Below are 22,730 nucleotides of genomic sequence, written 5' to 3' on the forward strand. Positions count from 1 at the left end.
CCGCTCGGCTGGACTGCCACCCATCATTAAGGTAGCTTTGCCGGTTACGTGGGAGCGTTCCAGCTCCTAAAATCAGACTTTCTTCAGCGCGCACGCATTGGTCCCTATCAAGCGGTTAGCGCACACAGTCTGGCCGGGCCTCGCCTGCGCACCAATCATTCATCTGTCACTGACCCAAGGTTCTCCATGGCTCAATACGTCTTCACCATGCATCGGCTGGGCAAAGTTGTTCCGCCGAAGCGGGAAATCCTGAAAAACATTTCGCTGTCGTTCTTCCCAGGCGCGAAGATTGGCGTACTCGGCCTCAACGGTTCGGGTAAGTCCACGCTGCTGAAAATCATGGCCGGCGTCGACACCGAGTTCGAGGGCGAGGCCCGTCCGATGCCGGACCTGAACATCGGCTACCTGCCGCAGGAACCGATCCTCGATCCAACCAAGACCGTGCGTGAAGTGGTCGAGGAAGCGGTCAGCGTGATCAAGAACGCCCAGGCTCGCCTGGACGAGGTCTACGCCGCCTACGCCGAGGAAGATGCCGATTTCGACAAGCTGGCCGCTGAACAGGCCAAGCTTGAAGCGATCCTGCAGGCCAGTGATGGTCACAACCTGGAGCGTCAGCTGGAGGTCGCCGCTGATGCGCTGCGTCTGCCAGCCTGGGATGCCAAGGTCGAATTCCTGTCCGGTGGTGAAAAGCGTCGTGTAGCCCTGTGCCGCCTGCTGCTGTCCGCTCCGGACATGTTGCTGCTCGACGAACCAACCAACCACCTGGACGCCGATTCCGTTGCCTGGCTGGAGCATTTCCTCCACGACTTCCCGGGCACCGTGGTTGCGATCACGCACGACCGGTACTTCCTGGACAACGTAGCGGGCTGGATCCTCGAGCTCGACCGCGGCGCCGGTATCCCGTACGAAGGCAACTATTCGGGCTGGCTTGAAGCCAAGTCCAATCGTCTGGCTGCCGAATCCAAGCAGCAGTCGGCCCATGAAAAAGCCATGAAGGAAGAACTGGAGTGGGTGCGCCAAGGCGCCAAGGCCCGCCAGTCGAAATCCAAGGCTCGTCTGCAACGCTTCGAAGAAATGCAGTCGCAGGAATTCCAGAAGCGCAGTGAAACCAACGAGATCTACATCCCGGCCGGTCCGCGTCTGGGTGACAAGGTCATCGAATTCAAGAACGTATCCAAGGGTTACGGCGATCGCGTGCTGATCGACAACCTGTCGTTCTCCATGCCTAAAGGCGCCATCGTTGGCGTAATTGGCGGTAACGGCGCGGGTAAATCTACCCTGTTCCGCATGCTGATGGGCAAGGAAACTCCGGATTCGGGCAGCATCGAAGTCGGCGAAACCGTGCAGCTGGCGTGCGTCGACCAGAGCCGTGAAGACCTGGACGGCAGCAAGACGGTGTTCCAGCAGATCTCCGATGGTTCCGACCAGATTCGCATCGGCAACTACGAGATCCCGTCACGCACCTACGTCGGTCGCTTCAACTTCAAGGGCGGCGATCAGCAGAAGTTCGTCAAGGACCTGTCCGGTGGTGAGCGCGGTCGCTTGCACCTGGCCCTGACCCTGAAAGAGGGCGGCAACGTCCTGCTGCTCGATGAACCGTCCAACGACCTCGACGTTGAAACCCTGCGTTCCCTGGAAGAAGCCCTGCTGGACTTCCCGGGCGCCGCTATTGTGATCTCTCACGATCGGTGGTTCCTTGACCGCGTCGCGACTCACATCCTGGCGTACGAAGACGACTCGCAAGCGGTGTTCTTCGAAGGTAACTACACCGAGTACGAAGCCGATCGCAAGAAGCGTCTCGGCGAAGCGGCTGCCCAGCCGCATCGGGTACGGCACAAGAAGCTGGCCTGAGTTCGGGTTGGTTGAGTGAGAAACGGAGCCTTTGGGGCTCCGTTTTTTTATGGGTCTCAGTTGCACCTCAGTGCGGCAATCGCGAGCAGGCTCACTCCTACAGTGGACCGGATTTTTACCTGCTGGCACTGAGCCCCTGTAGGAGTGAGCCTGCTCGCGATAGCGGTCTAACGATGGTGCGTGTCTCAAAGGCTGGCTCCCTCTTCAGGTGCGCTTTCCACCCAAGAAACGCATTAATTTATATCCTGTGCACCATTTAATTTCATAAAGGCGACATCTTGCGCTGTTCCTGTGCGCGATTCGTTTGTTAAAGTCCGGCCCAATCTCTCCAACGACAATAAATTTGCCGAGACTTTTCCATGATCGAATCCGTTGAATCCTTCCTTGCCCGCCTGAAAAAACGTGACCCCGACCAGCCTGAATTTCATCAGGCGGTTGAAGAAGTCCTGCGCAGCCTGTGGCCATTTCTTGAAGCCAATCCGCTCTACCTGACCTCCGGCATTCTGGAGCGTATCTGCGAGCCGGAGCGGGTCATCGTGTTTCGGGTTTCCTGGGTCGATGATCACGGCAAGGTGCGGGTCAATCGCGGCTTCCGCATCCAGATGAACAGTGCGATCGGCCCGTACAAGGGCGGTCTGCGCTCCATCCTTCGGTAAACCTCGGCGTGCTGAAATTCCTCGCGTTCGAACAGACCTTCAAGAACTCCCTGACCTCGTTGCCCATGGGCGGCGGCAAGGGTGGTTCGGACTTCGACCCCAAAGGTAAAAGCGATGCTGAAGTCATGCGCTTCTGCCAGGCCTTCATGAGCGAGCTGTACCGGCACATCGGTGCAGACGTGGACGTGCCGGCCGGGGATATCGGTGTCGGTGCCCGGGAGATCGGCTTCCTCTTCGGTCAATACAAGCGCCTGAGCAACCAGTTCACCAGCGTTCTGACGGGCAAGGGCCCGAGCTACGGCGGCAGCCTGATTCGCCCGGAAGCCACCGGTTTCGGCTGTGTCTACTTTGCTGAGGAGATGCTCAAGCGCAGCGGTGAAACCGTCGATGGCAAGCGCGTGGCGATCTCTGGTTCGGGCAACGTGGCGCAGTACGCGGCACGCAAGGTCATGGACCTGGGCGGCAAAGTGATTTCGCTGTCGGACTCCGAAGGCACGCTGTACTGCGAAGCGGGTTTGAGCGAAGAGCAATGGCTGGCCGTACTGGAGCTGAAAAACGTCCAGCGTGGACGCATCAGCGAGTTGGCCGCGCGTTTTGGCCTGGAGTTCCGTGCCGGCCACAGCCCCTGGGACCTGGCGTGCGACATCGCGTTGCCTTGCGCAACGCAGAACGAGCTCGATGCCGAGGCCGCGCGCACGTTGCTGCGCAATGGCTGCATCTGCGTGGCTGAAGGCGCCAATATGCCGACCACGCTGGAAGCCGTGGACCTGTTCATCGAGGCCGGCATTTTATTCGCGCCAGGCAAGGCATCCAATGCCGGCGGTGTTGCGGTGAGTGGCCTTGAGATGTCGCAGAACGCCATGCGCCTGCTGTGGACCGGCGGCGAAGTGGACAGCAAGCTTCACGCGATCATGCAGTCGATCCACCACGCCTGCGTGCATTACGGTGAAGAGAATGGTCGGATCAACTACGTCAAAGGTGCGAACATCGCCGGCTTCGTCAAAGTTGCCGACGCGATGCTCGCCCAGGGCGTGGTTTAAGCCGGTTCGATACGGATGATCTCGATCAGTTGATCGCCGGCCGGGCGCTGCCATAGCACCTCATCCCCGAGTTGCGCTCCAAGCAGCGCCCGGCCCAGCGGCGAGCCCCAGTTGATCAGGCCCGCCGGTGCGTCTGCCTGATCTTCCCCCACCAGTTGCACACTTTGCTCGGCGCTGTGCTCATCGGCGAAGGTCACTCGGCTGCCAATCTGCACTTTGTCGGTGGAACTGGCAGGCGTCACCACCTGCGCGCTGAGCAGGCGCTGATTGAAATACCGCAAATCCCGATCAAGGTCTGCCTGGCGCTGCTTGTCGGCCTGTTCACCCTTGGCTGATTGCTCGCCGAGCTGCTGTTGCAGTTCGGCCACCTTGGCCTGCAGCTGAATCAGCCCCGCAGGTGTGACGTAATTGGGCTGCGTGCTGATGTGCCGTTCAACCGGCTGATCGGCTTGCGCAGCGGCGTTATCTTCATTGACGAAGGCGCGACTCATGGTTTTCTCCCGTTGTAGGGTTTGGGCCATGCTCGCAGGCATTAAGTTTCGGCGGATGTCCGAGGGCGACTCATTGCGAGCGATAGGCGCGCGCCGCATCCTGGTCTTTCTGCTGCTCCCAGGCTTTGTCGCGATCATCCCAATGGTGGCTGCGATAGTCTTCGCGATCCTGATTTTCCAGCATCGCCTGGCATTGGCGAAAGCCATCGCTCCAGCCTTCGGCGTACCGCGGATCCTTGAGGTAGCGCGGGACATTCTTGCGGAACTCCCCGGTCATCGCTCCGCCAGCCTGCCGGCCACTGCTGCAGCCGTCGTCGAAGCCATCGGCGAAGGCGGGCGGATAACCCTTGGCGATCAGGTCTTCGTGGGTTGACTGGCAACCCGTGATCAGCAGCACAACACTCAACGCACTCACGCAACGCCACATCTCGAACTCCCAGGCCGTCTTACGGCCAATGATGGAAGTCTAGGAGGGGATTCGTGAGGCGGATGTGAAAGAAACATCAAAACATCGCGGCCCGGTGGGAGCAGTGCCTGTTAACAGCTAAGCCCGCAAGTGCAAGGCCCTGTGGGAGCAAAGCTTGCTCGCGATGGCAGCAATGCGGTCTTTGGGATGTACCGCGCCGATCCTGTGGCGAGCAAGCTTTGCTCCCACAGGTTTGCTCCAACAGGTTTGGTTTGCCCCCGCAGGCGAGCGGTCAATAGTGATACCACTTCATCTCAAGCATCACTTCATTCACTGGCGAAGCTATGTGGCTGAACTCGCGCTGCGCGCTCAGACGCAGCCCCAGGTTGCGCGACAATTCCCATTGCTGATTCAGACTCACACTGCGCCGCACTTCACCATTGGTGAAAAAATCACCCTTGGTTTCCAGGCTGAAATTTCCCAGCGGGTTTTTCCACAGCAACCCCGTGTTGAAGCCTGCTGCCGTAGAAATAAATTCTGCAAAATCATTGTTGTGCTCCACGCGCACGGTGCCCAGGGCAAACCCGAGCATGTCCTCGGTCAATTGCCAGGTGCCACCGCCGCCACCATTGACGTGACTGACCAGGTTCTCATCGTCATGTTTGCCGGGAACGCGCTCCAGGCCACCGGTGACTTGCCACGACATCGGCTGCAACAGCTCGTTGCGCGGCGTCAGGGAGCGAATCGTCGCCAGATCCAGCTGCTGGAACTGCCAGCGATTGCCTTCATACTGACGCAGCTTCATCTGCAGGATTTCGATCTGTGCGCCGAGGGGGAAGCTTTCGGCGTTATCGTTCAGGTCGTGATAGGCCATGCGCAGGCCGTATTCGGCAAAGGCCTCATCGCCTCGAGTACCGATACCGGCCTGCCAGGTGCGCGATTCATGACCGTCTTCTGGCAGCCCAGGTCGCGGGATTTCAAGTTCCGGCGCCGGGTTCTGGTTGATCGCGCGCAGTAGTTCAAAACTGCGCTGGGAGCGTTCAGGATCGCGCTCCTGGCCGTTGGCGCGGTAGCGTTCGAGGCGATAGGCGGCGTCGATGATCAGCGCCTGGCGATCCCGAGGCAAAACCTTAAAGGCCGAGGTTTGCAGCTGCTTCTGGTCGGCGCTGACTTTCAGCACCCATTGTTGTTCTTCATCGCTCAGAGGCTCGGCACGGCTCAGCAGTTCGCGCTCTCGGGATGGGCGATACTGGATGGACTCCACCAAACCCGCCTCTTTTACCGCCTTGACCGTATCGGTCGGGATCGCCGTCAGGGGGAATTGTTCGGTCAGGCGCAGGCTCGGGCGGGCCACCTGCAGCAGTTCGAGCAAGCGATAAGAGCAGTTTTCGTCGAAGAAGAAATAGTCGAACTGGGTCTGTTTCAGCTCCCAGACATGCTCGACCATCCGCGCCGTTTCTGCCTGGGTCAGATTCAGGCGGTATTCCCACAAGTCGCGGTTTTCCAGGCTGCGGTATTCCGAGAGTTTTTCCTGATAGGGCACCAGTGCAAACAGCCCCGGATAACCACCCATCAAGCCTTTCCAGGCGTACAGGATGCTGTTGTCCGAGCCTTCGATGTAGGCGCCGAAGTTGATCGCGTAACTGAGCAGCGCGGTCTTGTCGCTCTGCACATCGGCCTGGTCGATGCGCAGCAGGGTGTGACCAAACATCGACGACGGGCTGTTGAGATAGGCCGCAGGGAAGATCATCACCGCGCTGTGCGGCGAGACGTCCTTGAACCACTGCTTGAATTCAGCACATTCGGGCGCTGGCAAATCCTTCAGCTGCAGCTCTGCCTTGAGCCAGCGCGTACGTGCAGGGTAGACACATTGCGCGTGTTTCTCGCCGGCGCTCGCCGGGGCGTACAGCGCCTGGACGGTGGCCGCCAGCTCGCGGTCCGGATGTTCATTGCCGTCGGGCGCCAGGAAGAACTTCTTGTCGCTGACGTAGCTACGCCAGCCACCGAGCTTGGCGGTTTCGTAGTGGCCCAGGGAGATCCAGAAAGGGTCGTTAGCCAGTTGCTGCAAACGTTGTGGGTCGATGTTTGGCGCGGCGGACAGCGGGGCGCAGGCACAGAGCGCCAACCAGGCAAGGCGTTTGAGCATAGTGGGCAACTTAATGAAAAGAAACAAAGACCCAAGGGGGCACAGGTCCAAAAAATAAAACCCGCCCCTCAAGAGGAGCGGGTGGGGTGGAGCTTATGCTTGAGTGGCGTACTTGGCCAGACGAGCATCGTTCTTGATAACGGACAGGGTGTTGGTATGCACGTCTTCAGCGGTTACGTCAGCCTTGCTGAAAATCTGCTGGAAGTGCTCGTGAGTCACGGCAGCAAAGTGCTCACGATCTTCCGGTGCCACGCCCAGTACCACAGCATAGGTAGTCAGCGCTTCGCCGTTACCTTTGGCCATGTCTTCGGACAGCTCATTCATCATGCCATTCATGGCCAGCCAGGATTTGCCGCCATAAGTCAGCGACGCGTTAGTCGAGCAACCGTTGGTACCGGAAGTCATACCGAAAGTTGCGTTACCGGAAGTGCCGTTAGTGGTGGATGCCAGGAAGTGAGCCGGGGTGCCACGCTGACCTTCGAACAGCATGTTGCCCCAACCGCAATCCGGACCGCCGGGCGCTTGTGCCATGGCGTTGAGGGATACAGCGGTGAAGAGAGTACCGAGAAGAATCCGTTTCATAGCTTTGTTCTCTTTATGTGCATACCAATGGACAGGGTCTGGCCCGATCTGGCGCCAGTGGGCCGGTTATTGTTCCAGCCGCGCAATTTGGAGTTTAGGCACGTTCCAAGGGTTCCGTTATTTTTTGCAAAAGATTCGTTGAAATCATTGATTTAGACCCGGCCAGGCTGGGGATGGCCGTTTGGCTATGCTTTGGCATGAGGCGCGCCTTGCAAGTGGGGTGTGGGCAGCGCCAGAATGCCGCTATCTGCCCCGCCTGATGTAAGGAAGCCCGATGCCTGATCCTGTTGCTGCCAGCTTGCGTCTAGCGCCTGAAGCGCTAACCCGTCCGTTTTCCGCTGAACAGTTCAGCTTCTCTACCACCAATGATCTGGAGCCCTTCCGCGGTGTACTCGGCCAGGAACGCGCGGTCGAAGCCTTGCAGTTCGGCGTGGCCATGCCACGCCCCGGTTACAACGTATTCGTCATGGGTGAGCCCGGCACTGGCCGGTTCTCGTTCGTCAAACGCTACCTGAGAGCCGAAGGCAAGCGCCTGCAGACCCCGGCGGACTGGGTCTATGTCAACAATTTCGACGAGCCGCGCGAGCCTCGGGCACTGGAATTGCCGTCGGGCACTGCCGGTGCGTTCATCGGCGATATCAACGGCTTGATCGACAACCTGGTGGCGACGTTTCCTGCGGTGTTTGAACACCCGTCCTACCAGCAGAAGAAAAGTGCCATCGACCGTGCCTTCAACCAGCGCTACGACAAGGCGCTGGACATCATCGAGCGCCTGGCACTGGAGAAGGACGTCGCGCTCTACCGTGACGCCAGCAACATCGCGTTTACCCCGATGGGTGATGGCAAAGCGCTGGACGAAGCGGAGTTCGCGCAGTTGCCGGAAGCCGATCGCGACCGTTTTCACGACGACATTTCCGGTCTGGAAGAACGGCTTAACGAAGAGCTCGCCAGTCTGCCGCAATGGAAACGCGAGTCGAGCAATCAGCTGCGCCACCTCAACGAAGAAACCATCACCCTGGCCTTGCAGCCATTGCTGTCGCCGTTGTCGGAAAAATATGCCGAAAACGCAGCGGTCTGCGGCTACTTGCAGGCGATGCAGGTTTACCTGCTGAAAACCGTGGTCGAGCAGATGGTCGACGACAGCAAAATCGATGCTGTCGCCCGCAAGATGCTCGAAGAGCAATACGCCCCTAGCCTGGTGGTTGGTCATTCGTCCAGCGGCGGCGCGCCAGTGGTGTTCGAGCCGCATCCGACCTACGAAAACCTGTTCGGGCGGATCGAATACAGCACCGACCAGGGCGCGCTCTACACCACTTATCGTCAACTGCGACCGGGTGCACTGCACCGGGCCAACGGCGGTTTCCTGATCCTCGAAGCAGAAAAAATGCTCAGTGAGCCATTCGTATGGGATGCGCTCAAGCGCGCCCTGCAATCGCGCAAGCTGAAAATGGAGTCGCCACTGGGCGAACTGGGCCGCCTGGCCACCGTGACGCTGACGCCGCAGCACATCCCGCTGCAGGTCAAGGTTGTCATCATCGGCGCACGGCAGCTGTATTACACGCTGCAGGACCTCGATCCGGACTTCCAGGAGCTGTTCCGCGTCCTGGTGGATTTCGACGAAGACATTCCGATGGTCGACGAAAGTCTGGAGCAGTTCGCCCAGTTGCTGAAAACCCGCACCTCGGAAGAGGGCATGGCGCCATTGACCGCCGATGCGGTGGCGCGCCTGGCGACCTACAGCGCACGCCTGGCCGAACACCAGGGGCGCTTGTCGGCGCGGATTGGCGACCTGTTCCAGCTGGTCAGCGAGGCAGACTTCATTCGTCACCTGGCGGCGGACGAAATGACCGATGCGGGCCACATCGAACGAGCACTCAAGGCCAAGGCGACTCGCACCGGGCGAGTCTCGGCGCGGATTCTCGATGACATGCTGGCCGGGATCATCCTGATCGACACCGATGGCGCCGCCGTGGGCAAGTGCAACGGGCTGACCGTTCTGGAAGTTGGCGACTCGGCCTTTGGTGTGCCGGCGCGGATTTCCGCCACGGTCTATCCGGGGGGCAGCGGAATCGTCGACATCGAGCGCGAGGTCAACCTGGGCCAGCCGATTCACTCCAAGGGGGTGATGATCCTCACTGGTTACCTGGGCAGCCGTTATGCGCAGGAATTCCCCCTGGCGATTTCCGCGAGCATCGCGCTGGAGCAGTCCTACGGCTACGTGGACGGTGACAGTGCATCGCTGGGTGAGGCTTGCACGCTGATTTCGGCCTTGTCGAAAACGCCGCTCAAGCAGTGCTTTGCGATTACCGGCTCGATCAATCAGTTCGGTGAAGTGCAGGCGGTGGGCGGGGTCAACGAGAAGATCGAGGGCTTCTTCCGCCTCTGTGAGGCCCGTGGCCTGACGGGTGAGCAAGGCGCGATCATTCCGCAGGCCAACGTTGCCACGCTGATGCTCGATGAGAAGGTGCTGGCGGCGGTGCGTGCCGGGCAGTTCCACGTCTACGCGGTGCGCCAGGCCGATGAAGCCTTGAGCCTGCTGGTGGGCGAGCCGGCGGGGGCGCCGGATGAGAATGGCGAGTTCCCCGAAGGCAGCGTCAACGCCCGGGTCGTTGAGCGCCTGCGGGTGATTGCGGAAATGATCAGTGAAGAGGACCTGAAGGAAGCCGAGAAGGAAGCGGCGCTGGAGGCTTTGGCAGAAGCCAAACCGGCCTGATAAATGTTTCAGGCCCTACACTGACCCATTGTGGGAGCGGGCTTGCTCGCGAAGGCGGTCCTTGAGCCAACGCATCAGTTGGATGACAGACCGCATTCGCGAGCAAGCCCGCTCCCACAGTTTAATCCGGGAGCTGGGATGAAAGTGCCATCACTCTGGCGCCAATATTCACACAATGACCATTCGGCGCCTTCTGGTTCTACCTGGCATGGTATCCAGACTTTTCTTCTATTCTGAGCTCAAGGATATCGACAGTATCACTGGATCGAAACAGTCTTCTGATGAGGGCTGAACACCGGATCTATCGAGGGTCGCCGCCATGTCGCGCAACCTCTGCCTCACCCGACAATGCCTGGGCCTCGTGACCCGTATCGAATGCGCCATCCGCCCGCTGGCGGGTGATACGGGCATGTGGACCTTGCTGTTTGCCGCCGGAATGGCTGGCGAACAACCTTCTGCGATCAAGGCACAAGGACCTTTTCACGGCCCTTTCGTGGCTGAATCCATCCTCGACACTATCGTTGAAAGTCTGACCCTGCACGGCTACGAACTGGCCGATGACCCGCAAATCTGGTGCCTGCATCTGCAAGCCCAGCTGCGCGAAATCAATGGTGGACGTTCGCGCAACCTTGCTGGTTTCGAGTTTCGGCCGGATCGTTGAAGCTATTGATCAAGGCTGGAAGTGTCAGCCTTGTCGAGCTTGACCTCGAAGCCGTACTGCACGGTAGCCAGATCGACGCGCTGGTAGGTTTCCAGGCGGGTAGGCTGGCCATAAAAGTAATGCACGCCCGTCAGCGCCGGGCCCTCCGCGCTGGCATCGTGACTGACTGCAAGAATCTCCTTCAGATAATTACCACTGTCGTCCCGGGCGTAAAAACGCCAGTCCTGCTCCGGAAATTCCTTTAGGTCGACCAACAGGGCATTACCCCTGAGTTCCAGCCCCTTGGGCAGCTGATGGGCGTCCAGGGTGTTTTTCTGGATGCTCGCCAGGAACAGCGGAATTGAGCCCACCGCATAAGCCGGGGTCTCCGGGAACAGGTTCAGGTCATAGGTGATGGTGCCGCGCAAAGGATCGATCTGGAACGCCTCGGGCGGCAGCTCGATCGGCTCGTCACGTTTGCCTCTGCCGTCTTCGGTAAAAAAACTCACCGGGCTTTCGCCAGGGTTGAATGAGCTGCCCAGCAGCTCGTCGTTGAAGCTTCTCAGGTGATCGAATTCGATACGCGCGGCGCTGGGATCATCAACTGACTGACGGATGTTCACGCCTTTTTTCAGCTGCTCTTCGGTCAGGGTCGCGCCCTTAAGCCAGCTCGCGGCCTGGTCGTCATACACCACCACGGGCAGATCCAATGTCTTGATCGACTTCTCGGTGGTGTGGGCGTCGAAGCGCCGCACTGGCAAGTCCAGGTCCTTGCGGATCACCGTGGCGCTGGAGAAGTCCAGCACACTGACTTCGAGGGCGTCGATCGGTCCATTGAAATAAACCTTGGAGTAATGCCGGGTCTGCTGCTTTTCGAAGGTCCGTTGCTCAGACTCGAGCTGTTTCTCGAGGCTTTCGCTCCAGGCCTTTTGCTGTTGCAGCAGGGCCAGTTGCTTTTGATAAAACGCAATCTGGGCGGAGGTCTCGTTGATTGAGCCGGAGCGCGAGAGAAATTGCCCGGTGCTGTCTTTTGCCTGGACGATCAACGGATTTAGCGGAGTGTCAGCCACCTCTGGCGCCACAGGTGCGCTGTTGCTGAATTCGATTTCGGCATAGTTGCTTTCAAGGCTCAGCAGCTTGACGCTGAGGTTGTCGTTGGTACGAGTCTGGCCCACGTCCTTCCCGGTCAGGTCGAAGCTGTAGAGCCGGCGCGGTGCGATGACTTCCACCTTGCCTTGCAGACTGACGGGTTGCGGCTGGTGCTTGTTGTCGACATCCAGGCCATCAATAAAAGGATAGGTGACGGTCAGGTCGTCGGGATTGGTCAGGTTGGAGCTGGAGGGGCTCAACTGGATGCCAGGATCGGTTTCCGACCATTCCGGCTGGAACGGGATGACGCGTTTGTTGCTCAGTGTTACCGACAGCCACTCAACGCCATGGGGAAACAGAAAGGCATCCGGGACGTTGAAGTTGAAGGGAAACACCGGTTGCAGATCGGTCAGGTAGTCGGAGCTGGAGTCCTTGTGCAACACGAACAGACCGTTGATGTACGTGTCGACCAGCGCCTGGGGCGTGGGGTAATGCTTAAGTACGGCGAGCGCATCCTGGCTGTATTCGATTTCCAGCGGCTTGCTGTCGAGCTTGATCTGCGCGCGTTCGAGCAACAACAGTGAGCCGCCCAGTTCCGCCACTGCCTCCTTGAGCTTGGGATCATTGATGGCATCCAGCGACTTTTCGAACTGGGCCGTTTTCTCTTCAAGGCTGACCTGGCGTTTTTCATCGCTGGGCGAGCAGGCGCTCATCAGTAACGCCAGGCAAATTCCAGCGCTCATTAAAGGCAATCGCACATCCATTTTCCCGTTTTCCTGTCCGATGTCGCTGAGCTGTCAATTGTTTCGACACTAGCAGAAAAAACTTGTCACACACGCGCAGGTTGCGGATTTGCCGTCGGTTTCTCGCTGGTTCTGGCTGCATCTGCCTGCATCTGGATATAGACAGTCACGGGCGGCTGGTATACTCGCGGCCATTTCCAGACCAGGTGTGAGATTTTGATGGAACGCTTTATCGAAAATGCAATGTACGCCTCGCGCTGGCTGCTGGCGCCGATCTACTTCGGCCTGTCGTTAGGATTGTTGGCCTTGGGACTGAAATTCTTTCAAGAAGTGTTTCACGTCATTCCCAGCGTATTCTCGATGGCTGAATCGGATGTAATCCTGGTGCTGCTGTCGCTGATCGACATGGCGCTGGTGGGCGGCCTGCTGGTGATGGTGATGATTTCCGGGTACGAGAACTTCGTTTCCCAATTGGACATCGACGATCATAAAGAGAAGCTCAACTGGCTGGGCACCATGGACTCGTCTTCGCTGAAGATGAAAGTGGCAGCGTCCATCGTGGCCATTTCCTCGATCCACCTGCTGCGGGTCTTCATGGACGCCAAGAACGTCGATCCCGAGCACCTGAAGTGGTACGTGATCATTCACATGACCTTCGTGGTGTCGGCCTTCGCCATGGGCTACCTGGACAAACTCACCAAGCACTGACCGCAATCCTGTGGGAGCAAAGCTTGCTCGCGATGGCCATTCTGTTGTCTCAGATAAAACCCTGCTGGCGCAATCGCGAGCAAGCTTTGCTCCCACAGCGAAGGTCTTGGCCAGAGGCGCAGGCCTGGCAAAACAGACGGATGGTGCCGTTCATGGCTTGTGCTTCGAAGCAGCGAAGCCTATGCCTGTAAGGGTCCTGACTCGCCACTGTCTGAGGTGCGTACATGAATCTGCAAGAGCTCAATGCCTTTGCCATCGCCCGCAAGGTCGATGAGCTGAACCTGATTTCGCTGGAAGGCGGGATCTACCTGCTGGAGGCGCGTATACATGGTGCTGCCTACCCCTTGAGCGATGCTCACGGCAAAGTGCTGCATTTGCGCTCGGTCGAGCATGCCCGTGAAGTGCTGCATGCCTTTCCCGCGATGCCTTTCAACCTGGTTCATACCTCGGTGCACGACGAAATGTGCGGGATGGGTGCCAGTGCCGGGGAGAGCTTGAAAGTGCCGATAGCCTTCCATACAAATTTGCAGGGCTGACGACCCTCATCAGCGCACCAACATCTGTGCTAGTCTGCTGGCCCTTTTGGTTCCGGGCGCTCCGGGATGCGCTGTGCACGCACGGCATGTTCCAGGGCCGTCCGCACAGCGGAGCAGTGTCATGTCCGAAGTAAATCTGTCCACCGACGAAACCCGCGTCAGCTACGGTATCGGCCGCCAGCTGGGCGACCAGCTGCGCGACAATCCGCCACCGGGCATTAGCCTGGACGCGATCCTGGCTGGCCTGACTGACGCCTTCTCGGGCAAGGAAAGCCGTGTAGGTCAGGAAGAAATGTCCGCCAGCTTCAAGGTCATTCGCGAAATCATGCAAGCCGAAGCAGCTGCCAAGGCAGAAGCGGCAGCAGGCGAAGGCCTGGCATTCCTGGCTGACAACGCCAAGCGTGACGGCATCACCACCCTGGCTTCCGGCCTGCAATTTGAAGTGCTGACCCAGGGCGAAGGCGCCAAGCCGAGCCGTGAAGATCAAGTGCGCACTCACTACCACGGCACCCTGATCGACGGCACTGTGTTCGATAGCTCCTACGAGCGCGGCGAGCCTGCAGAATTCCCGGTTGGCGGCGTGATCGCCGGCTGGACCGAAGCCCTGCAACTGATGAACGCTGGCAGCAAATGGCGCCTGTATGTGCCGAGCGAACTGGCTTACGGCGCTCAAGGCGTAGGCAGCATCCCACCGCACAGCGTACTGGTGTTCGACGTCGAGCTGCTCGACGTTTTGTAAGACCGGGCCTGCCTTGATGGCGGGCTAATGTAGGAGTGAGCCTGCTCGCGATGGCGTTTTTTCAGTCGACTGATTTGTTGTCTGACCCACCGTTATCGCGAGCAGGCTCACTCCTACAGTTTTTACCGCGTTTCATAGTTCTATCTTGTGATGCAGTTCGCTCGTCGGGCGCAATGCCCGGGCATAGCAGAACAGGAACAGATTACGCACCAACTCCTTGAGCACCACCGGCTCGCTGGAACTCAGGCCGTTGAGGTCCAGATCCCCTTGGTCGTGCAGCTCGCTCAGGGCCTCTTCTTCAAGCACCGCGCAAACCTCTCCGGTTTCCCGATGCAGGATCCGGAGGTAAGGGTGTGGACGGTCCAGCCAGGCATCGATCAAATAAGTCATCAGTCGCATCTCCATTGATTAGGGTTCAATGAGAATAATTCTTATTCATCAAATAGCAAGGGCCTATTGGCGGTTTGGGTTTTTTTCCGGGTAAAGATTGCGTAAGGTCAAAACGGCTGGCGCTTGGCCATTGTGCAGGGGAGGGGCGCCATCCGGCGCAAGGGCGCAGGATGGGATACAGCGGGTTCAGACTTTTCTGACGAACTCGGATTTGAGTTTCATCGGGCCAATGCCGTCGATCTTGCAGTCGATGTCGTGATCGCCGTCGCACAGGCGGATGTTCTTGACCTTGGTGCCAACCTTTACCACCAGCGACGTGCCCTTGACCTTCAGGTCCTTGATCACGGTGATGGTATCGCCGTCCTGCAGGACGTTGCCGACCGAATCTTTCTTCACGGTGTCATCGGACGCCACTTCGGCCTCGCCGCTGGCGGACCACTCGTGAGCGCACTCCGGGCAGATCAGCTGTGCGCCGTCTTCGTAGGTGTATTCGGAATTGCATTTTGGGCAGGGTGGCAACGTGCTCACTAAAGCTCCTTGGATTGAGGATCGCTAAAAGTCGCACATTATATAGGGTTTTTCGGCGAGGGGCGCGATCCCTGTGGGAGCGGGCTTGCTCGCGAAGGCGGTGGGTCAGTCGAAATCAATGGCGACTGAACGAAAGCATTCGCGAGCAAGCCCGCTCCCACATTGGGTACTCGTCGTTAGTGCGTGCGGGCGACCGCAAACTCACTTAACTCGACCAATGCATCGCGGTATTCGCTGGCTGGCAGCGCGTCGAGGCATTTGATGGCGCGGGCTACGTAATCCCGTGCCAGCTTGGCGGTATATTCCAGCGAGCCGGACGCTTCCACCGCTTCGCGGATGCTCTCCAGGTCTTCGATGCCGCCTTTCTGAATCGCTTTGCGCACCAGGGCCGCCTGTTCCGGCGTACCTTCGCGCATGGTGTAGATCAGCGGCAGCGTAGGCTTGCCTTCGGCCAAGTCGTCGCCAACGTTCTTGCCCAAAGTCTCGGCGTCGCCTTTGTAATCGAGCAGGTCGTCGACCAGCTGGAAGGCCACTCCCAGGTGATCACCAAAGGTGCGCAGGGCCTCGCTCTGTTCCGGGGTTGCCCCGGCCAGGGCTGCGGCGCTGTGGGTCGAAGCCTCGAAAAGCATCGCAGTCTTGCCGCGGATGACTTCCATGTAGGTTTCTTCGGTGGTGCTGGCGTCGCGCACCTTCGACAGTTGCAGTACTTCGCCTTCGGCAATGATGCGAGTCGCTTGCGAAAGGATCTTCATCACCGGCATGGAGCCCAGCTCGACCATCATTTCGAAGGAGCGCGAATACAGGAAGTCGCCGACCAGTACGCTCGGGGCGTTGCCCCACATGGCGTTGGCAGTCGAGCGGCCACGGCGCATGCCAGACATGTCGACCACGTCGTCATGCAGCAGGGTGGCGGTGTGCAGGAACTCGATGGTCGCGGCCAGCAGGCGCATGTCATCGCCTTCGCGGCCAAGTGCCTTGCCACACAGCAGCACTAATAAAGGACGCAGGCGTTTGCCACCAGCCGAGGTAATGTAATCGCCGATTTTCGATACCAGCGGCACTCGGGAAGTCAGCTGCTTCTTGATGATGCCGTCGACGGCGCTAAAATCGTCCGCCACCGCGCGGTAGAAAGCTTGGGGTTGCATCAGCGACAGTTGCTCCAGAAGGGTTGCGCGGCATGCTAGGACCCACGTCGGCGGGTGTCAAGGCGCGATGGACGGCCTCTTGCATCGGCCCGGCAGCTTGCGTACAATCGCGCACCCTGAACTTCCTGGGCAGCACCTGCCTTACGCAATTGCAATCGGGCCTTCCAGCCCAATGCAGCCATGCCAGCCAATACCTCTTCTTATAAAGAGCTGGGTGAGCAGGATTATCGGAGAAATACCATGTCGTACGCAGTAATTGTTACTGGTGGCAAGCAATACAAGGTCGCCCCAGGTGAATACCTGAAGATCGAAAAACTGGAAATCGCTACTGGCGAATCCGTTACTTTTGATCGCGTTCTGTTGGTCGCCAATGGCGATGACGTGAACATCGGCGCTCCAGTTGTTGCAGGCGCTACCGTTGTGGCTGAAGTGATCTCCCAAGGTCGTCACGATAAAGTCCGCATCATCAAGTTCCGTCGTCGTAAGCACCACATGAAGCGTATGGGCCACCGCCAGTGGTACACCGAGATCAAAATCACCGGTATTCAGGCTTAATTTCAGCCTAATTCCTCACTAGGAGAATTGACTCATGGCACACAAAAAAGCTGGTGGTAGTACCCGTAACGGTCGCGACTCAGAAGCCAAACGCCTTGGCGTGAAGATGTATGGCGGCCAGGTTATCATTCCGGGCAACATCATCGTGCGTCAGCGCGGCACCCAATTCCACGCTGGCTACGGCGTTGGCATGGGCAAAGATCACACTCTGTTCGCTAAAATCGACGGCGTGATCAAGTTCGAAGTAAAAGGCGCTTTCAACCGCCGTTACGTGAGCATTGTCCCGAAGACTGCAGTCGTCGCGGCATAATTGCGTAGTTGCTGGAAAAGCCCTGTCTCGCGACGGGGCTTTTTCGTTTGTGGGGTGAGTCTCTTGCAAAGCTGTTTGTAATGAGCTCCAGCGCTGGATTTTCGGTCGTTGATTGAGGTCGCTGCGCTCATTTTTGCAAGAGTCTTATGTCTGGATTTTTTCGGCTCGTCCGTATGGCGAGAGGCGTTTTGTTATGAAGTTTGTTGATGAAGTATCGATTCGAGTAAAGGCCGGTGACGGCGGCAACGGTTGCATGAGCTTCCGTCGCGAGAAATTCATTGAAAATGGCGGCCCGAACGGCGGCGATGGCGGTGATGGCGGTTCGGTCTATATGTTGGCCGACGAAAACCTCAACACCCTGGTCGACTACCGTTACACCCGGCACTTCGATGCTGAGCGTGGCTCCAATGGCGGCAGCACCGACTGCACCGGCAAGAAAGGTGAAGAGCTGGTACTGCGCGTCCCGGTGGGCACGACGGTTATCGACTCGGCGACCCAGGAAATCATCGGTGACCTGACCAAGGCTGGTCAGAAACTGCTGGTGGCTCACGGCGGCTGGCACGGCCTGGGCAACACCCGATTCAAATCCAGTACCAACCGCGCTCCGCGCCAGACCTCTCCGGGTAAACCGGGTGAGGCGCGTGACCTCAAGCTGGAAATGAAGGTGTTGGCTGACGTGGGCCTGCTGGGTCTGCCGAATGCGGGTAAAAGTACCTTCATTCGTTCGGTTTCGGCTGCCAAGCCGAAAGTCGCCGACTACCCGTTCACCACTCTGGTGCCGAACCTGGGTGTGGTCAGTGTCGATCGCTGGAAAAGCTTCGTGGTCGCGGATATTCCGGGCCTAATCGAAGGCGCTTCCGATGGCGCAGGCCTGGGGATTCGTTTCCTCAAGCACTTGTCGCGTACGCGTCTGCTGTTGCATCTCGTGGACATGGCGCCGCTCGATGACGCCAGCGCTCCGGATGCTGCTGAAGTGATCGTCAGCGAGCTGACCAAGTTCAGCCCGTCCCTGGCTGAGCGTGATCGCTGGCTGGTGCTGAACAAGTGCGACCAGATTCTGGAAGAAGAGCACGAAGAGCGCGTCAAGGAGATCGTTGATCGCCTGGAATGGACCGGTCCGGTCTACGTGATCTCGGCTATCTCCAAGCTCGGTACCGAGCGCCTGTGCCACGACATCATGCGTTACATGGAAGACCGTGCCGATCGCCTGGCCAATGATCCGGCCTACAAGGAAGAGCTGGCCGAACTCGATCAGCGTATCGAAGACGAAGCCCGCGCCCAGCTGCAAGCCCTGGATGACCAGCGTGCCCTGCGTCGCAGCGGCGTGAAGTCGGTCCATGACATCGGCGACGATGATTGGGATGAAGAAGATGTGGATGACGAAGACGGTCCGGAAATCATTTACGTGCGTGACTGATCCGTTGCTATAAACTTGAACGCCGCTCAATCGAGCGGCGTTTTAGTATCTGGAAATCGATTGTTGGTAACAAATAGCCACGATTAACGTCATGGGCAGTGCCAGGTCGCGCTGCCCTCAAGCTAAGGTTGAAGATGATGCGGAGCAAGGTGACAGGTGCGCAGCGTTGGGTCGTGAAGATCGGCAGCGCTTTGCTGACGGCGGACGGCAAGGGCCTGGATCGCGCGGCGATGAGTGTCTGGGTCGAGCAGATGGTGGCCTTGCATGAGGCGGGCGTCGAGCTGGTGCTGGTGTCCTCCGGGGCGGTGGCGGCGGGCATGAGCCGGTTGGGCTGGACCGTACGACCCAGTGCGATGCATGAGCTCCAGGCGGCCGCTGCCATCGGCCAGATGGGGTTGGTGCAGGCGTGGGAGTCGAGCTTTGCCGAGCATGGCCGGCATACTGCGCAGATCCTCCTGACTCACGACGACCTCTCCGACCGCAAGCGCTACCTGAACGCTCGCAGTACCCTGCGCGCGCTGGTCGAGCTGAAAGTCATCCCGGTGATCAACGAGAACGACACCGTGGTCACCGACGAAATTCGTTTCGGCGACAACGACACTCTGGCGGCGCTGGTGGCCAATCTGGTCGAGGCTGACCTGCTGGTGATCCTGACCGACCGCGATGGCATGTTCGACGCTGATCCGCGCAACAACCCTGACGCCAATATGATCTATGAAGCGCGTGCCGATGATCCGGCGCTGGATGCGGTCGCTGGTGGTACCGGCGGCGCGCTGGGACGTGGAGGCATGCAGACCAAATTGCGTGCAGCACGTCTGGCGGCGCGTTCCGGCGCGCACACGATCATCATTGGTGGGCGCCTGGAGCGTGTGCTGGATCGCCTCAAGGCGGGCGAGCGCATCGGCACCTTGCTGTCGCCTGAGCGCGGCATGCTCGCAGCGCGCAAGCAGTGGCTGGCCGGGCATCTGCAAACCCGTGGCACGCTGGTGCTGGATGCGGGCGCCGTGACAGCGTTGGCCCAGGGCAACAAGAGTTTGCTGCCAGTTGGGGTCAAGCTGGTCCAGGGCAGCTTCCGCCGCGGCGAAATGGTGGTTTGCGTGGCGCCGGACGGCCGTGAAATCGCCCGTGGCCTGGCCAACTACAGCGCGCTGGAAGCACAAAAAATCATTGGTCAGTCGTCTGAGGCGATTGTCGGTTTGTTGGGTTACATGGCGGAGCCTGAATTGGTGCACCGCGATAACCTGATTCTGGTCTGAAGGAATACCTGAATGCGCATGGCTAAAGGAATATTGGGGTTGCTGTTGGCGATGCCGCTGCTGGCGTCAGCTGAAGAGATCGGTCAGGTGTCGACGGTGTTCAAGATCGTCGGCCCGAACGACCGGATTGTGGTCGAGGCGTTTGATGATCCTAAGGTCGAGGGTGTGACCTGCTACCTGTCGCGTGCCAAGACTGGTGGCGTGAAGGGTGGTTTGGGGTTGGCTGAAGATCGTGCTGAGGCGTCGATTGCCTGTCGTCAGGTCGGCCCGATCAACTTCAAGGGTGAGTTGAAGGATGGCGATGAGGTGTTCAAAGAGCGCACGTCGCTGGTGTTCAAGACCATGCAGGTGGTGCGATTCCTCGACAAGAAGCGCAATACGCTGGTGTATCTGGTCTACAGCGATCGCTTGATTGAAGGTAGCCCGCAGAATGCGGTGACTGCAATCCCGATTTTGCCGTGGCCGCACGCTCAATAAGTTAACGAAGATCAAAAACTGTGGGAGCGGGCTTGCTCGCGAAGGCGGTGTGTCGGTCGACATTAATGCTGACTGTCACACCGCCTTCGCGAGCAAGCCCGCTCCCACAGTTGTAAGGGGTGCAGCCAAATCGCAGGCAATAAAAAACCGACCCTGAGGTCGGTTTTTCAACAAGCCTATCGCTTATGCGGCAACAGCAAGGTTCAGAGCCTTGACGTGACCGTTCAGGCGGCTCTTATGACGAGCAGCCTTGTTCTTGTGGATGATGCCTTTATCGGCCATACGGTCGATAACTGGCACGGCCAGAACGTAAGCAGCTTGAGCTTTTTCAGCGTCTTTTGCGTCAATGGCCTTAACTACATTCTTGATGTAGGTACGAACCATGGAACGCAGGCTGGCGTTGTGGCTGCGACGCTTCTCAGCCTGTTTTGCACGTTTTTTGGCGGAAGGTGTGTTGGCCACCGTCGAGCTCCTCGAAAGACTTTTTAGGAAATAGCAAACAAAATAGGCCGCGAATCATGCCGATGAGTTGATGTCTTGTCAAGGGCGGTTGAGACGTTCCGCTAAGTGGTAGGTATAAAGAGGCGGGATATTTATTTCCGGCGCTTGACCTGTAAACTCGCGAGCTTTGGCTCTGTGCTGCTGCGGCGCGGAGTATCGCATAAGTAGGCGCTTAGTTCGCCTGCTGTTTATCGACAGGCACAAACTCTTTCAATGAATCTGCTCAAATCGTTGGCCGCCGTCAGCTCTATCACAATGCTTTCCCGGATTCTGGGATTCGTTCGTGACACGCTTATCGCACGTACATTTGGCGCCGGGATGGCCACGGACGCCTTTTTTATCGCGTTCAAACTGCCCAATCTGTTGCGCCGGATCTTCGCCGAGGGCGCCTTTTCCCAGGCGTTTGTGCCGATTCTGGCCGAATACAAGAGCCAGCAGGGCGAGGAGGCGACCCGCACGTTCATTGCCTACGTCTCGGGGCTGCTGACCCTGGTGCTGGCGCTGGTGACTGCCCTGGGCATGCTCGCGGCGCCGTGGGTGATCTGGGCGACGGCCCCCGGTTTCACCGATACCCCGGAAAAATTCGAGCTCACTTCCAGTCTGTTGCGGGTGACGTTCCCCTATATTCTGCTGATCTCCCTGTCGTCGCTGGCCGGCGCGATCCTCAATACGTACAACCGGTTTTCGGTGCCGGCGTTCGTGCCGACGCTGCTCAATGTCAGCATGATCATTTTTGCAGTGTTTCTGACGCCGTACTTTGATCCGCCTGTCATGGCGCTGGGCTGGGCCGTGCTGGTCGGCGGACTGGCGCAGTTGCTCTATCAGCTGCCGCACCTGAAAAAGATCGGCATGCTCGTGCTGCCGCGCCTCAATCTGCGCGATACCGGCGTGTGGCGGGTGCTCAAGCAAATGCTGCCAGCAATTCTGGGAGTTTCGGTAAGCCAGATCTCGCTGATCATCAACACCATCTTCGCCTCGTTCCTGGTGGCCGGTTCGGTGTCCTGGATGTACTACGCCGACCGCCTGATGGAATTGCCTTCCGGCGTGCTGGGCGTGGCGTTGGGCACGATTCTGCTGCCGACCCTGGCCAAGACTTACGCCAGCAAGGACCGCCAGGAGTATTCGCGAATTCTCGATTGGGGCCTGCGCCTGTGCTTCGTGCTGGTGCTGCCGTGCTCCCTGGCGCTGGGTATCCTCGCCGAGCCGCTGACCGTGTCGCTGTTCCAGTACGGCCAGTTCACGGCGTTTGATGCGTCCATGACCCAGCGTGCCTTGATCGCTTATTCCGTCGGTTTGATGGGCATCATTGTGATAAAAGTGCTGGCGCCGGGCTTCTATGCGCAACAAAACATCCGCACTCCGGTAAAAATCGCAATTTTCACGCTGATCATTACACAGTTGTTCAACCTGGTGTTGATTGGGCCGCTGGCGCATGCCGGCCTGGCCCTGGCCATCAGCGCCGGTGCCTGCATCAATGCGGGCCTGCTGTACTACCAACTGCGCAAGCAGCAGATGTATCAGCCGCAACCAGGCTGGGGCAAATTCGGCCTGAAGCTGGTTATTGCCGTGACTGTCATGTCGGCGGTGTTGCTGGCGGGCATGCATTTCATGCCAGCCTGGGGGGAGGGACACATGCTGGAACGCTTCCTGCGCCTGGGTGCTTTGGTCGCCGCTGGTGTGGTCGCTTATTTCGGTATGTTGGTGCTGATGGGCTTCCGTTTGCGCGACTTCAACCGCAAGGCGCTCAGCTGAGGGGCGTACGCGATAAACATGGGCGAGCCGGTGTTTTGGTCGGCTCGATGACTTTGGTT

At 58.8% G+C, this 22,730-nt stretch carries 21 protein-coding genes and 1 pseudogene; 13 read left to right on the forward strand and 9 right to left on the reverse strand.

Features of this window, described 5'->3' with window-relative positions:
- Window positions 1-186 precede the first annotated feature (186 nt).
- Both ettA and gdhA read left to right on the forward strand, forming a co-directional pair.
- Window positions 187-1,851 (forward strand): energy-dependent translational throttle protein EttA, encoded by a 1,665-nt coding sequence (gene ettA / locus ACYZTK_RS19155; RefSeq protein ID WP_150710932.1) that lies wholly within the window; start codon window positions 187-189, stop codon window positions 1,849-1,851.
- Window positions 1,852-2,210: 359 nt separating this feature from the next.
- Window positions 2,211-3,547: pseudogene (gdhA, locus tag ACYZTK_RS19160) on the forward strand (NADP-specific glutamate dehydrogenase).
- On the opposite strand, the gene ACYZTK_RS19165 reads toward gdhA, so the two are convergent.
- The 4 genes from ACYZTK_RS19165 to ACYZTK_RS19180 form a co-directional block, all read right to left on the reverse strand.
- Window positions 3,544-4,038 (reverse strand): GreA/GreB family elongation factor, encoded by a 495-nt coding sequence (locus ACYZTK_RS19165; protein ID WP_462011279.1) that lies wholly within the window; start codon window positions 4,036-4,038, stop codon window positions 3,544-3,546. The pseudogene gdhA and the gene ACYZTK_RS19165 sit on opposite strands and share 4 nt — an antisense overlap.
- Window positions 4,039-4,108: 70 nt before the next feature.
- Complete coding sequence (locus tag ACYZTK_RS19170) at window positions 4,109-4,465, reverse strand: hypothetical protein (RefSeq protein ID WP_462011280.1); 357 nt, start codon at window positions 4,463-4,465, stop codon at window positions 4,109-4,111.
- A gap of 271 nt (window positions 4,466-4,736) precedes the next feature.
- Window positions 4,737-6,590 carry an Lnb N-terminal periplasmic domain-containing protein gene (locus ACYZTK_RS19175; RefSeq protein WP_462011281.1) on the reverse strand — a complete coding sequence of 618 codons (1,854 nt, stop codon included), beginning with the start codon at window positions 6,588-6,590 and terminating at the stop codon, window positions 4,737-4,739.
- A 93-nt stretch (window positions 6,591-6,683) separates the two neighbouring features.
- A complete protein-coding gene (locus tag ACYZTK_RS19180; RefSeq protein ID WP_266011947.1) occupies window positions 6,684-7,172 on the reverse strand; it encodes a DUF3015 domain-containing protein in 489 nt (162 codons plus the stop codon).
- Window positions 7,173-7,446: 274 nt separating this feature from the next.
- Between ACYZTK_RS19180 and ACYZTK_RS19185 the strand changes: the two genes are divergently transcribed.
- Together ACYZTK_RS19185 and ACYZTK_RS19190 are read left to right on the forward strand one after the other, a co-directional pair.
- Window positions 7,447-9,885 (forward strand): Lon protease family protein, encoded by a 2,439-nt coding sequence (locus ACYZTK_RS19185; protein ID WP_462011282.1) that lies wholly within the window; start codon window positions 7,447-7,449, stop codon window positions 9,883-9,885.
- A 319-nt stretch (window positions 9,886-10,204) separates the two neighbouring features.
- Complete coding sequence (locus tag ACYZTK_RS19190) at window positions 10,205-10,546, forward strand: PA4575 family protein (RefSeq protein ID WP_462011283.1); 342 nt, start codon at window positions 10,205-10,207, stop codon at window positions 10,544-10,546.
- A gap of 2 nt (window positions 10,547-10,548) precedes the next feature.
- On the opposite strand, the gene ACYZTK_RS19195 is transcribed toward ACYZTK_RS19190, so the two are convergent.
- Window positions 10,549-12,378 (reverse strand): hypothetical protein, encoded by a 1,830-nt coding sequence (locus ACYZTK_RS19195; protein WP_462011284.1) that lies wholly within the window; start codon window positions 12,376-12,378, stop codon window positions 10,549-10,551.
- Window positions 12,379-12,576: 198 nt separating this feature from the next.
- Here ACYZTK_RS19195 and ACYZTK_RS19200 point away from each other — a divergent pair, with 198 nt between their 5' ends.
- The 3 genes from ACYZTK_RS19200 (at window position 12,577) to ACYZTK_RS19210 (ending at window position 14,340) form a co-directional block, all read left to right on the forward strand.
- Window positions 12,577-13,065, forward strand: a complete 489-nt coding sequence (locus ACYZTK_RS19200) for a TIGR00645 family protein (protein WP_462011285.1) — start codon at window positions 12,577-12,579, stop codon at window positions 13,063-13,065.
- Between the two features lie 224 nt (window positions 13,066-13,289).
- On the forward strand, window positions 13,290-13,601 hold the full coding sequence (locus ACYZTK_RS19205) for a DUF6482 family protein (RefSeq protein WP_462011286.1): 312 nt from the start codon (window positions 13,290-13,292) through the stop codon (window positions 13,599-13,601).
- A gap of 121 nt (window positions 13,602-13,722) precedes the next feature.
- Window positions 13,723-14,340 carry an FKBP-type peptidyl-prolyl cis-trans isomerase gene (locus tag ACYZTK_RS19210; RefSeq protein ID WP_462011287.1) on the forward strand — a complete coding sequence of 206 codons (618 nt, stop codon included), beginning with the start codon at window positions 13,723-13,725 and terminating at the stop codon, window positions 14,338-14,340.
- A gap of 132 nt (window positions 14,341-14,472) precedes the next feature.
- On the opposite strand, the gene ACYZTK_RS19215 is transcribed toward ACYZTK_RS19210, so the two are convergent.
- The 3 genes from ACYZTK_RS19215 to ACYZTK_RS19225 form a co-directional block, all read right to left on the reverse strand.
- Complete coding sequence (locus ACYZTK_RS19215; protein ID WP_462011288.1) at window positions 14,473-14,730, reverse strand: PA4570 family protein; 258 nt, start codon at window positions 14,728-14,730, stop codon at window positions 14,473-14,475.
- Between the two features lie 186 nt (window positions 14,731-14,916).
- A complete protein-coding gene (locus tag ACYZTK_RS19220; RefSeq protein ID WP_007901863.1) occupies window positions 14,917-15,258 on the reverse strand; it encodes a zinc ribbon domain-containing protein YjdM in 342 nt (113 codons plus the stop codon).
- Window positions 15,259-15,434: 176 nt separating this feature from the next.
- Window positions 15,435-16,403, reverse strand: coding sequence for a polyprenyl synthetase family protein (locus tag ACYZTK_RS19225; RefSeq protein WP_462011289.1), 969 nt, complete (start codon window positions 16,401-16,403; stop codon window positions 15,435-15,437).
- Between the two features lie 240 nt (window positions 16,404-16,643).
- On the opposite strand from ACYZTK_RS19225, the gene rplU reads away from it, so the two are divergent.
- The 5 genes from rplU (at window position 16,644) to ACYZTK_RS19250 (ending at window position 20,418) form a co-directional block, all read left to right on the forward strand.
- On the forward strand, window positions 16,644-16,958 hold the full coding sequence (gene rplU / locus ACYZTK_RS19230) for a 50S ribosomal protein L21 (protein ID WP_003176051.1): 315 nt from the start codon (window positions 16,644-16,646) through the stop codon (window positions 16,956-16,958).
- Between the two features lie 34 nt (window positions 16,959-16,992).
- Window positions 16,993-17,268, forward strand: a complete 276-nt coding sequence (gene rpmA / locus ACYZTK_RS19235; protein ID WP_046048788.1) for a 50S ribosomal protein L27 — start codon at window positions 16,993-16,995, stop codon at window positions 17,266-17,268.
- A 193-nt stretch (window positions 17,269-17,461) separates the two neighbouring features.
- Entirely contained in the window at window positions 17,462-18,685 is a 1,224-nt protein-coding gene (cgtA, locus tag ACYZTK_RS19240) for an Obg family GTPase CgtA (protein WP_462011290.1), read from the forward strand.
- A 137-nt stretch (window positions 18,686-18,822) separates the two neighbouring features.
- Window positions 18,823-19,941: a glutamate 5-kinase gene (gene proB, locus ACYZTK_RS19245; RefSeq protein WP_462014933.1), complete on the forward strand. Its 1,119-nt coding sequence runs from the start codon at window positions 18,823-18,825 to the stop codon at window positions 19,939-19,941.
- Between the two features lie 12 nt (window positions 19,942-19,953).
- On the forward strand, window positions 19,954-20,418 hold the full coding sequence (locus tag ACYZTK_RS19250; RefSeq protein ID WP_462011291.1) for a CreA family protein: 465 nt from the start codon (window positions 19,954-19,956) through the stop codon (window positions 20,416-20,418).
- A 183-nt stretch (window positions 20,419-20,601) separates the two neighbouring features.
- On the opposite strand, the gene rpsT is transcribed toward ACYZTK_RS19250, so the two are convergent.
- On the reverse strand, window positions 20,602-20,880 hold the full coding sequence (rpsT, locus tag ACYZTK_RS19255) for a 30S ribosomal protein S20 (RefSeq protein ID WP_008154937.1): 279 nt from the start codon (window positions 20,878-20,880) through the stop codon (window positions 20,602-20,604).
- A gap of 252 nt (window positions 20,881-21,132) precedes the next feature.
- Between rpsT and murJ the strand changes: the two genes are divergently transcribed.
- Window positions 21,133-22,671: a murein biosynthesis integral membrane protein MurJ gene (gene murJ, locus ACYZTK_RS19260; RefSeq protein ID WP_462011292.1), complete on the forward strand. Its 1,539-nt coding sequence runs from the start codon at window positions 21,133-21,135 to the stop codon at window positions 22,669-22,671.
- Window positions 22,672-22,730 lie beyond the last annotated feature (59 nt).

This window comes from Pseudomonas sp. LB3P31 (genome assembly GCF_054897945.1).

Coding starts and splice junctions, on each gene's coding strand:
- ettA (WP_150710932.1), top strand. CDS start 187: ATGGCTCAATACGTCTTCACCATGCATCGGCTGGGCAAAGTTGTTCCG.
- ACYZTK_RS19165 (WP_462011279.1), bottom strand. CDS start 4,038: ATGAGTCGCGCCTTCGTCAATGAAGATAACGCCGCTGCGCAAGCCGAT.
- ACYZTK_RS19170 (WP_462011280.1), bottom strand. CDS start 4,465: ATGTGGCGTTGCGTGAGTGCGTTGAGTGTTGTGCTGCTGATCACGGGT.
- ACYZTK_RS19175 (WP_462011281.1), bottom strand. CDS start 6,590: ATGCTCAAACGCCTTGCCTGGTTGGCGCTCTGTGCCTGCGCCCCGCTG.
- ACYZTK_RS19180 (WP_266011947.1), bottom strand. CDS start 7,172: ATGAAACGGATTCTTCTCGGTACTCTCTTCACCGCTGTATCCCTCAAC.
- ACYZTK_RS19185 (WP_462011282.1), top strand. CDS start 7,447: ATGCCTGATCCTGTTGCTGCCAGCTTGCGTCTAGCGCCTGAAGCGCTA.
- ACYZTK_RS19190 (WP_462011283.1), top strand. CDS start 10,205: ATGTCGCGCAACCTCTGCCTCACCCGACAATGCCTGGGCCTCGTGACC.
- ACYZTK_RS19195 (WP_462011284.1), bottom strand. CDS start 12,378: ATGGATGTGCGATTGCCTTTAATGAGCGCTGGAATTTGCCTGGCGTTA.
- ACYZTK_RS19200 (WP_462011285.1), top strand. CDS start 12,577: ATGGAACGCTTTATCGAAAATGCAATGTACGCCTCGCGCTGGCTGCTG.
- ACYZTK_RS19205 (WP_462011286.1), top strand. CDS start 13,290: ATGAATCTGCAAGAGCTCAATGCCTTTGCCATCGCCCGCAAGGTCGAT.
- ACYZTK_RS19210 (WP_462011287.1), top strand. CDS start 13,723: ATGTCCGAAGTAAATCTGTCCACCGACGAAACCCGCGTCAGCTACGGT.
- ACYZTK_RS19215 (WP_462011288.1), bottom strand. CDS start 14,730: ATGACTTATTTGATCGATGCCTGGCTGGACCGTCCACACCCTTACCTC.
- ACYZTK_RS19225 (WP_462011289.1), bottom strand. CDS start 16,403: ATGCAACCCCAAGCTTTCTACCGCGCGGTGGCGGACGATTTTAGCGCC.
- rplU (WP_003176051.1), top strand. CDS start 16,644: ATGTCGTACGCAGTAATTGTTACTGGTGGCAAGCAATACAAGGTCGCC.
- rpmA (WP_046048788.1), top strand. CDS start 16,993: ATGGCACACAAAAAAGCTGGTGGTAGTACCCGTAACGGTCGCGACTCA.
- cgtA (WP_462011290.1), top strand. CDS start 17,462: ATGAAGTTTGTTGATGAAGTATCGATTCGAGTAAAGGCCGGTGACGGC.
- proB (WP_462014933.1), top strand. CDS start 18,823: ATGCGGAGCAAGGTGACAGGTGCGCAGCGTTGGGTCGTGAAGATCGGC.
- ACYZTK_RS19250 (WP_462011291.1), top strand. CDS start 19,954: ATGCGCATGGCTAAAGGAATATTGGGGTTGCTGTTGGCGATGCCGCTG.
- murJ (WP_462011292.1), top strand. CDS start 21,133: ATGAATCTGCTCAAATCGTTGGCCGCCGTCAGCTCTATCACAATGCTT.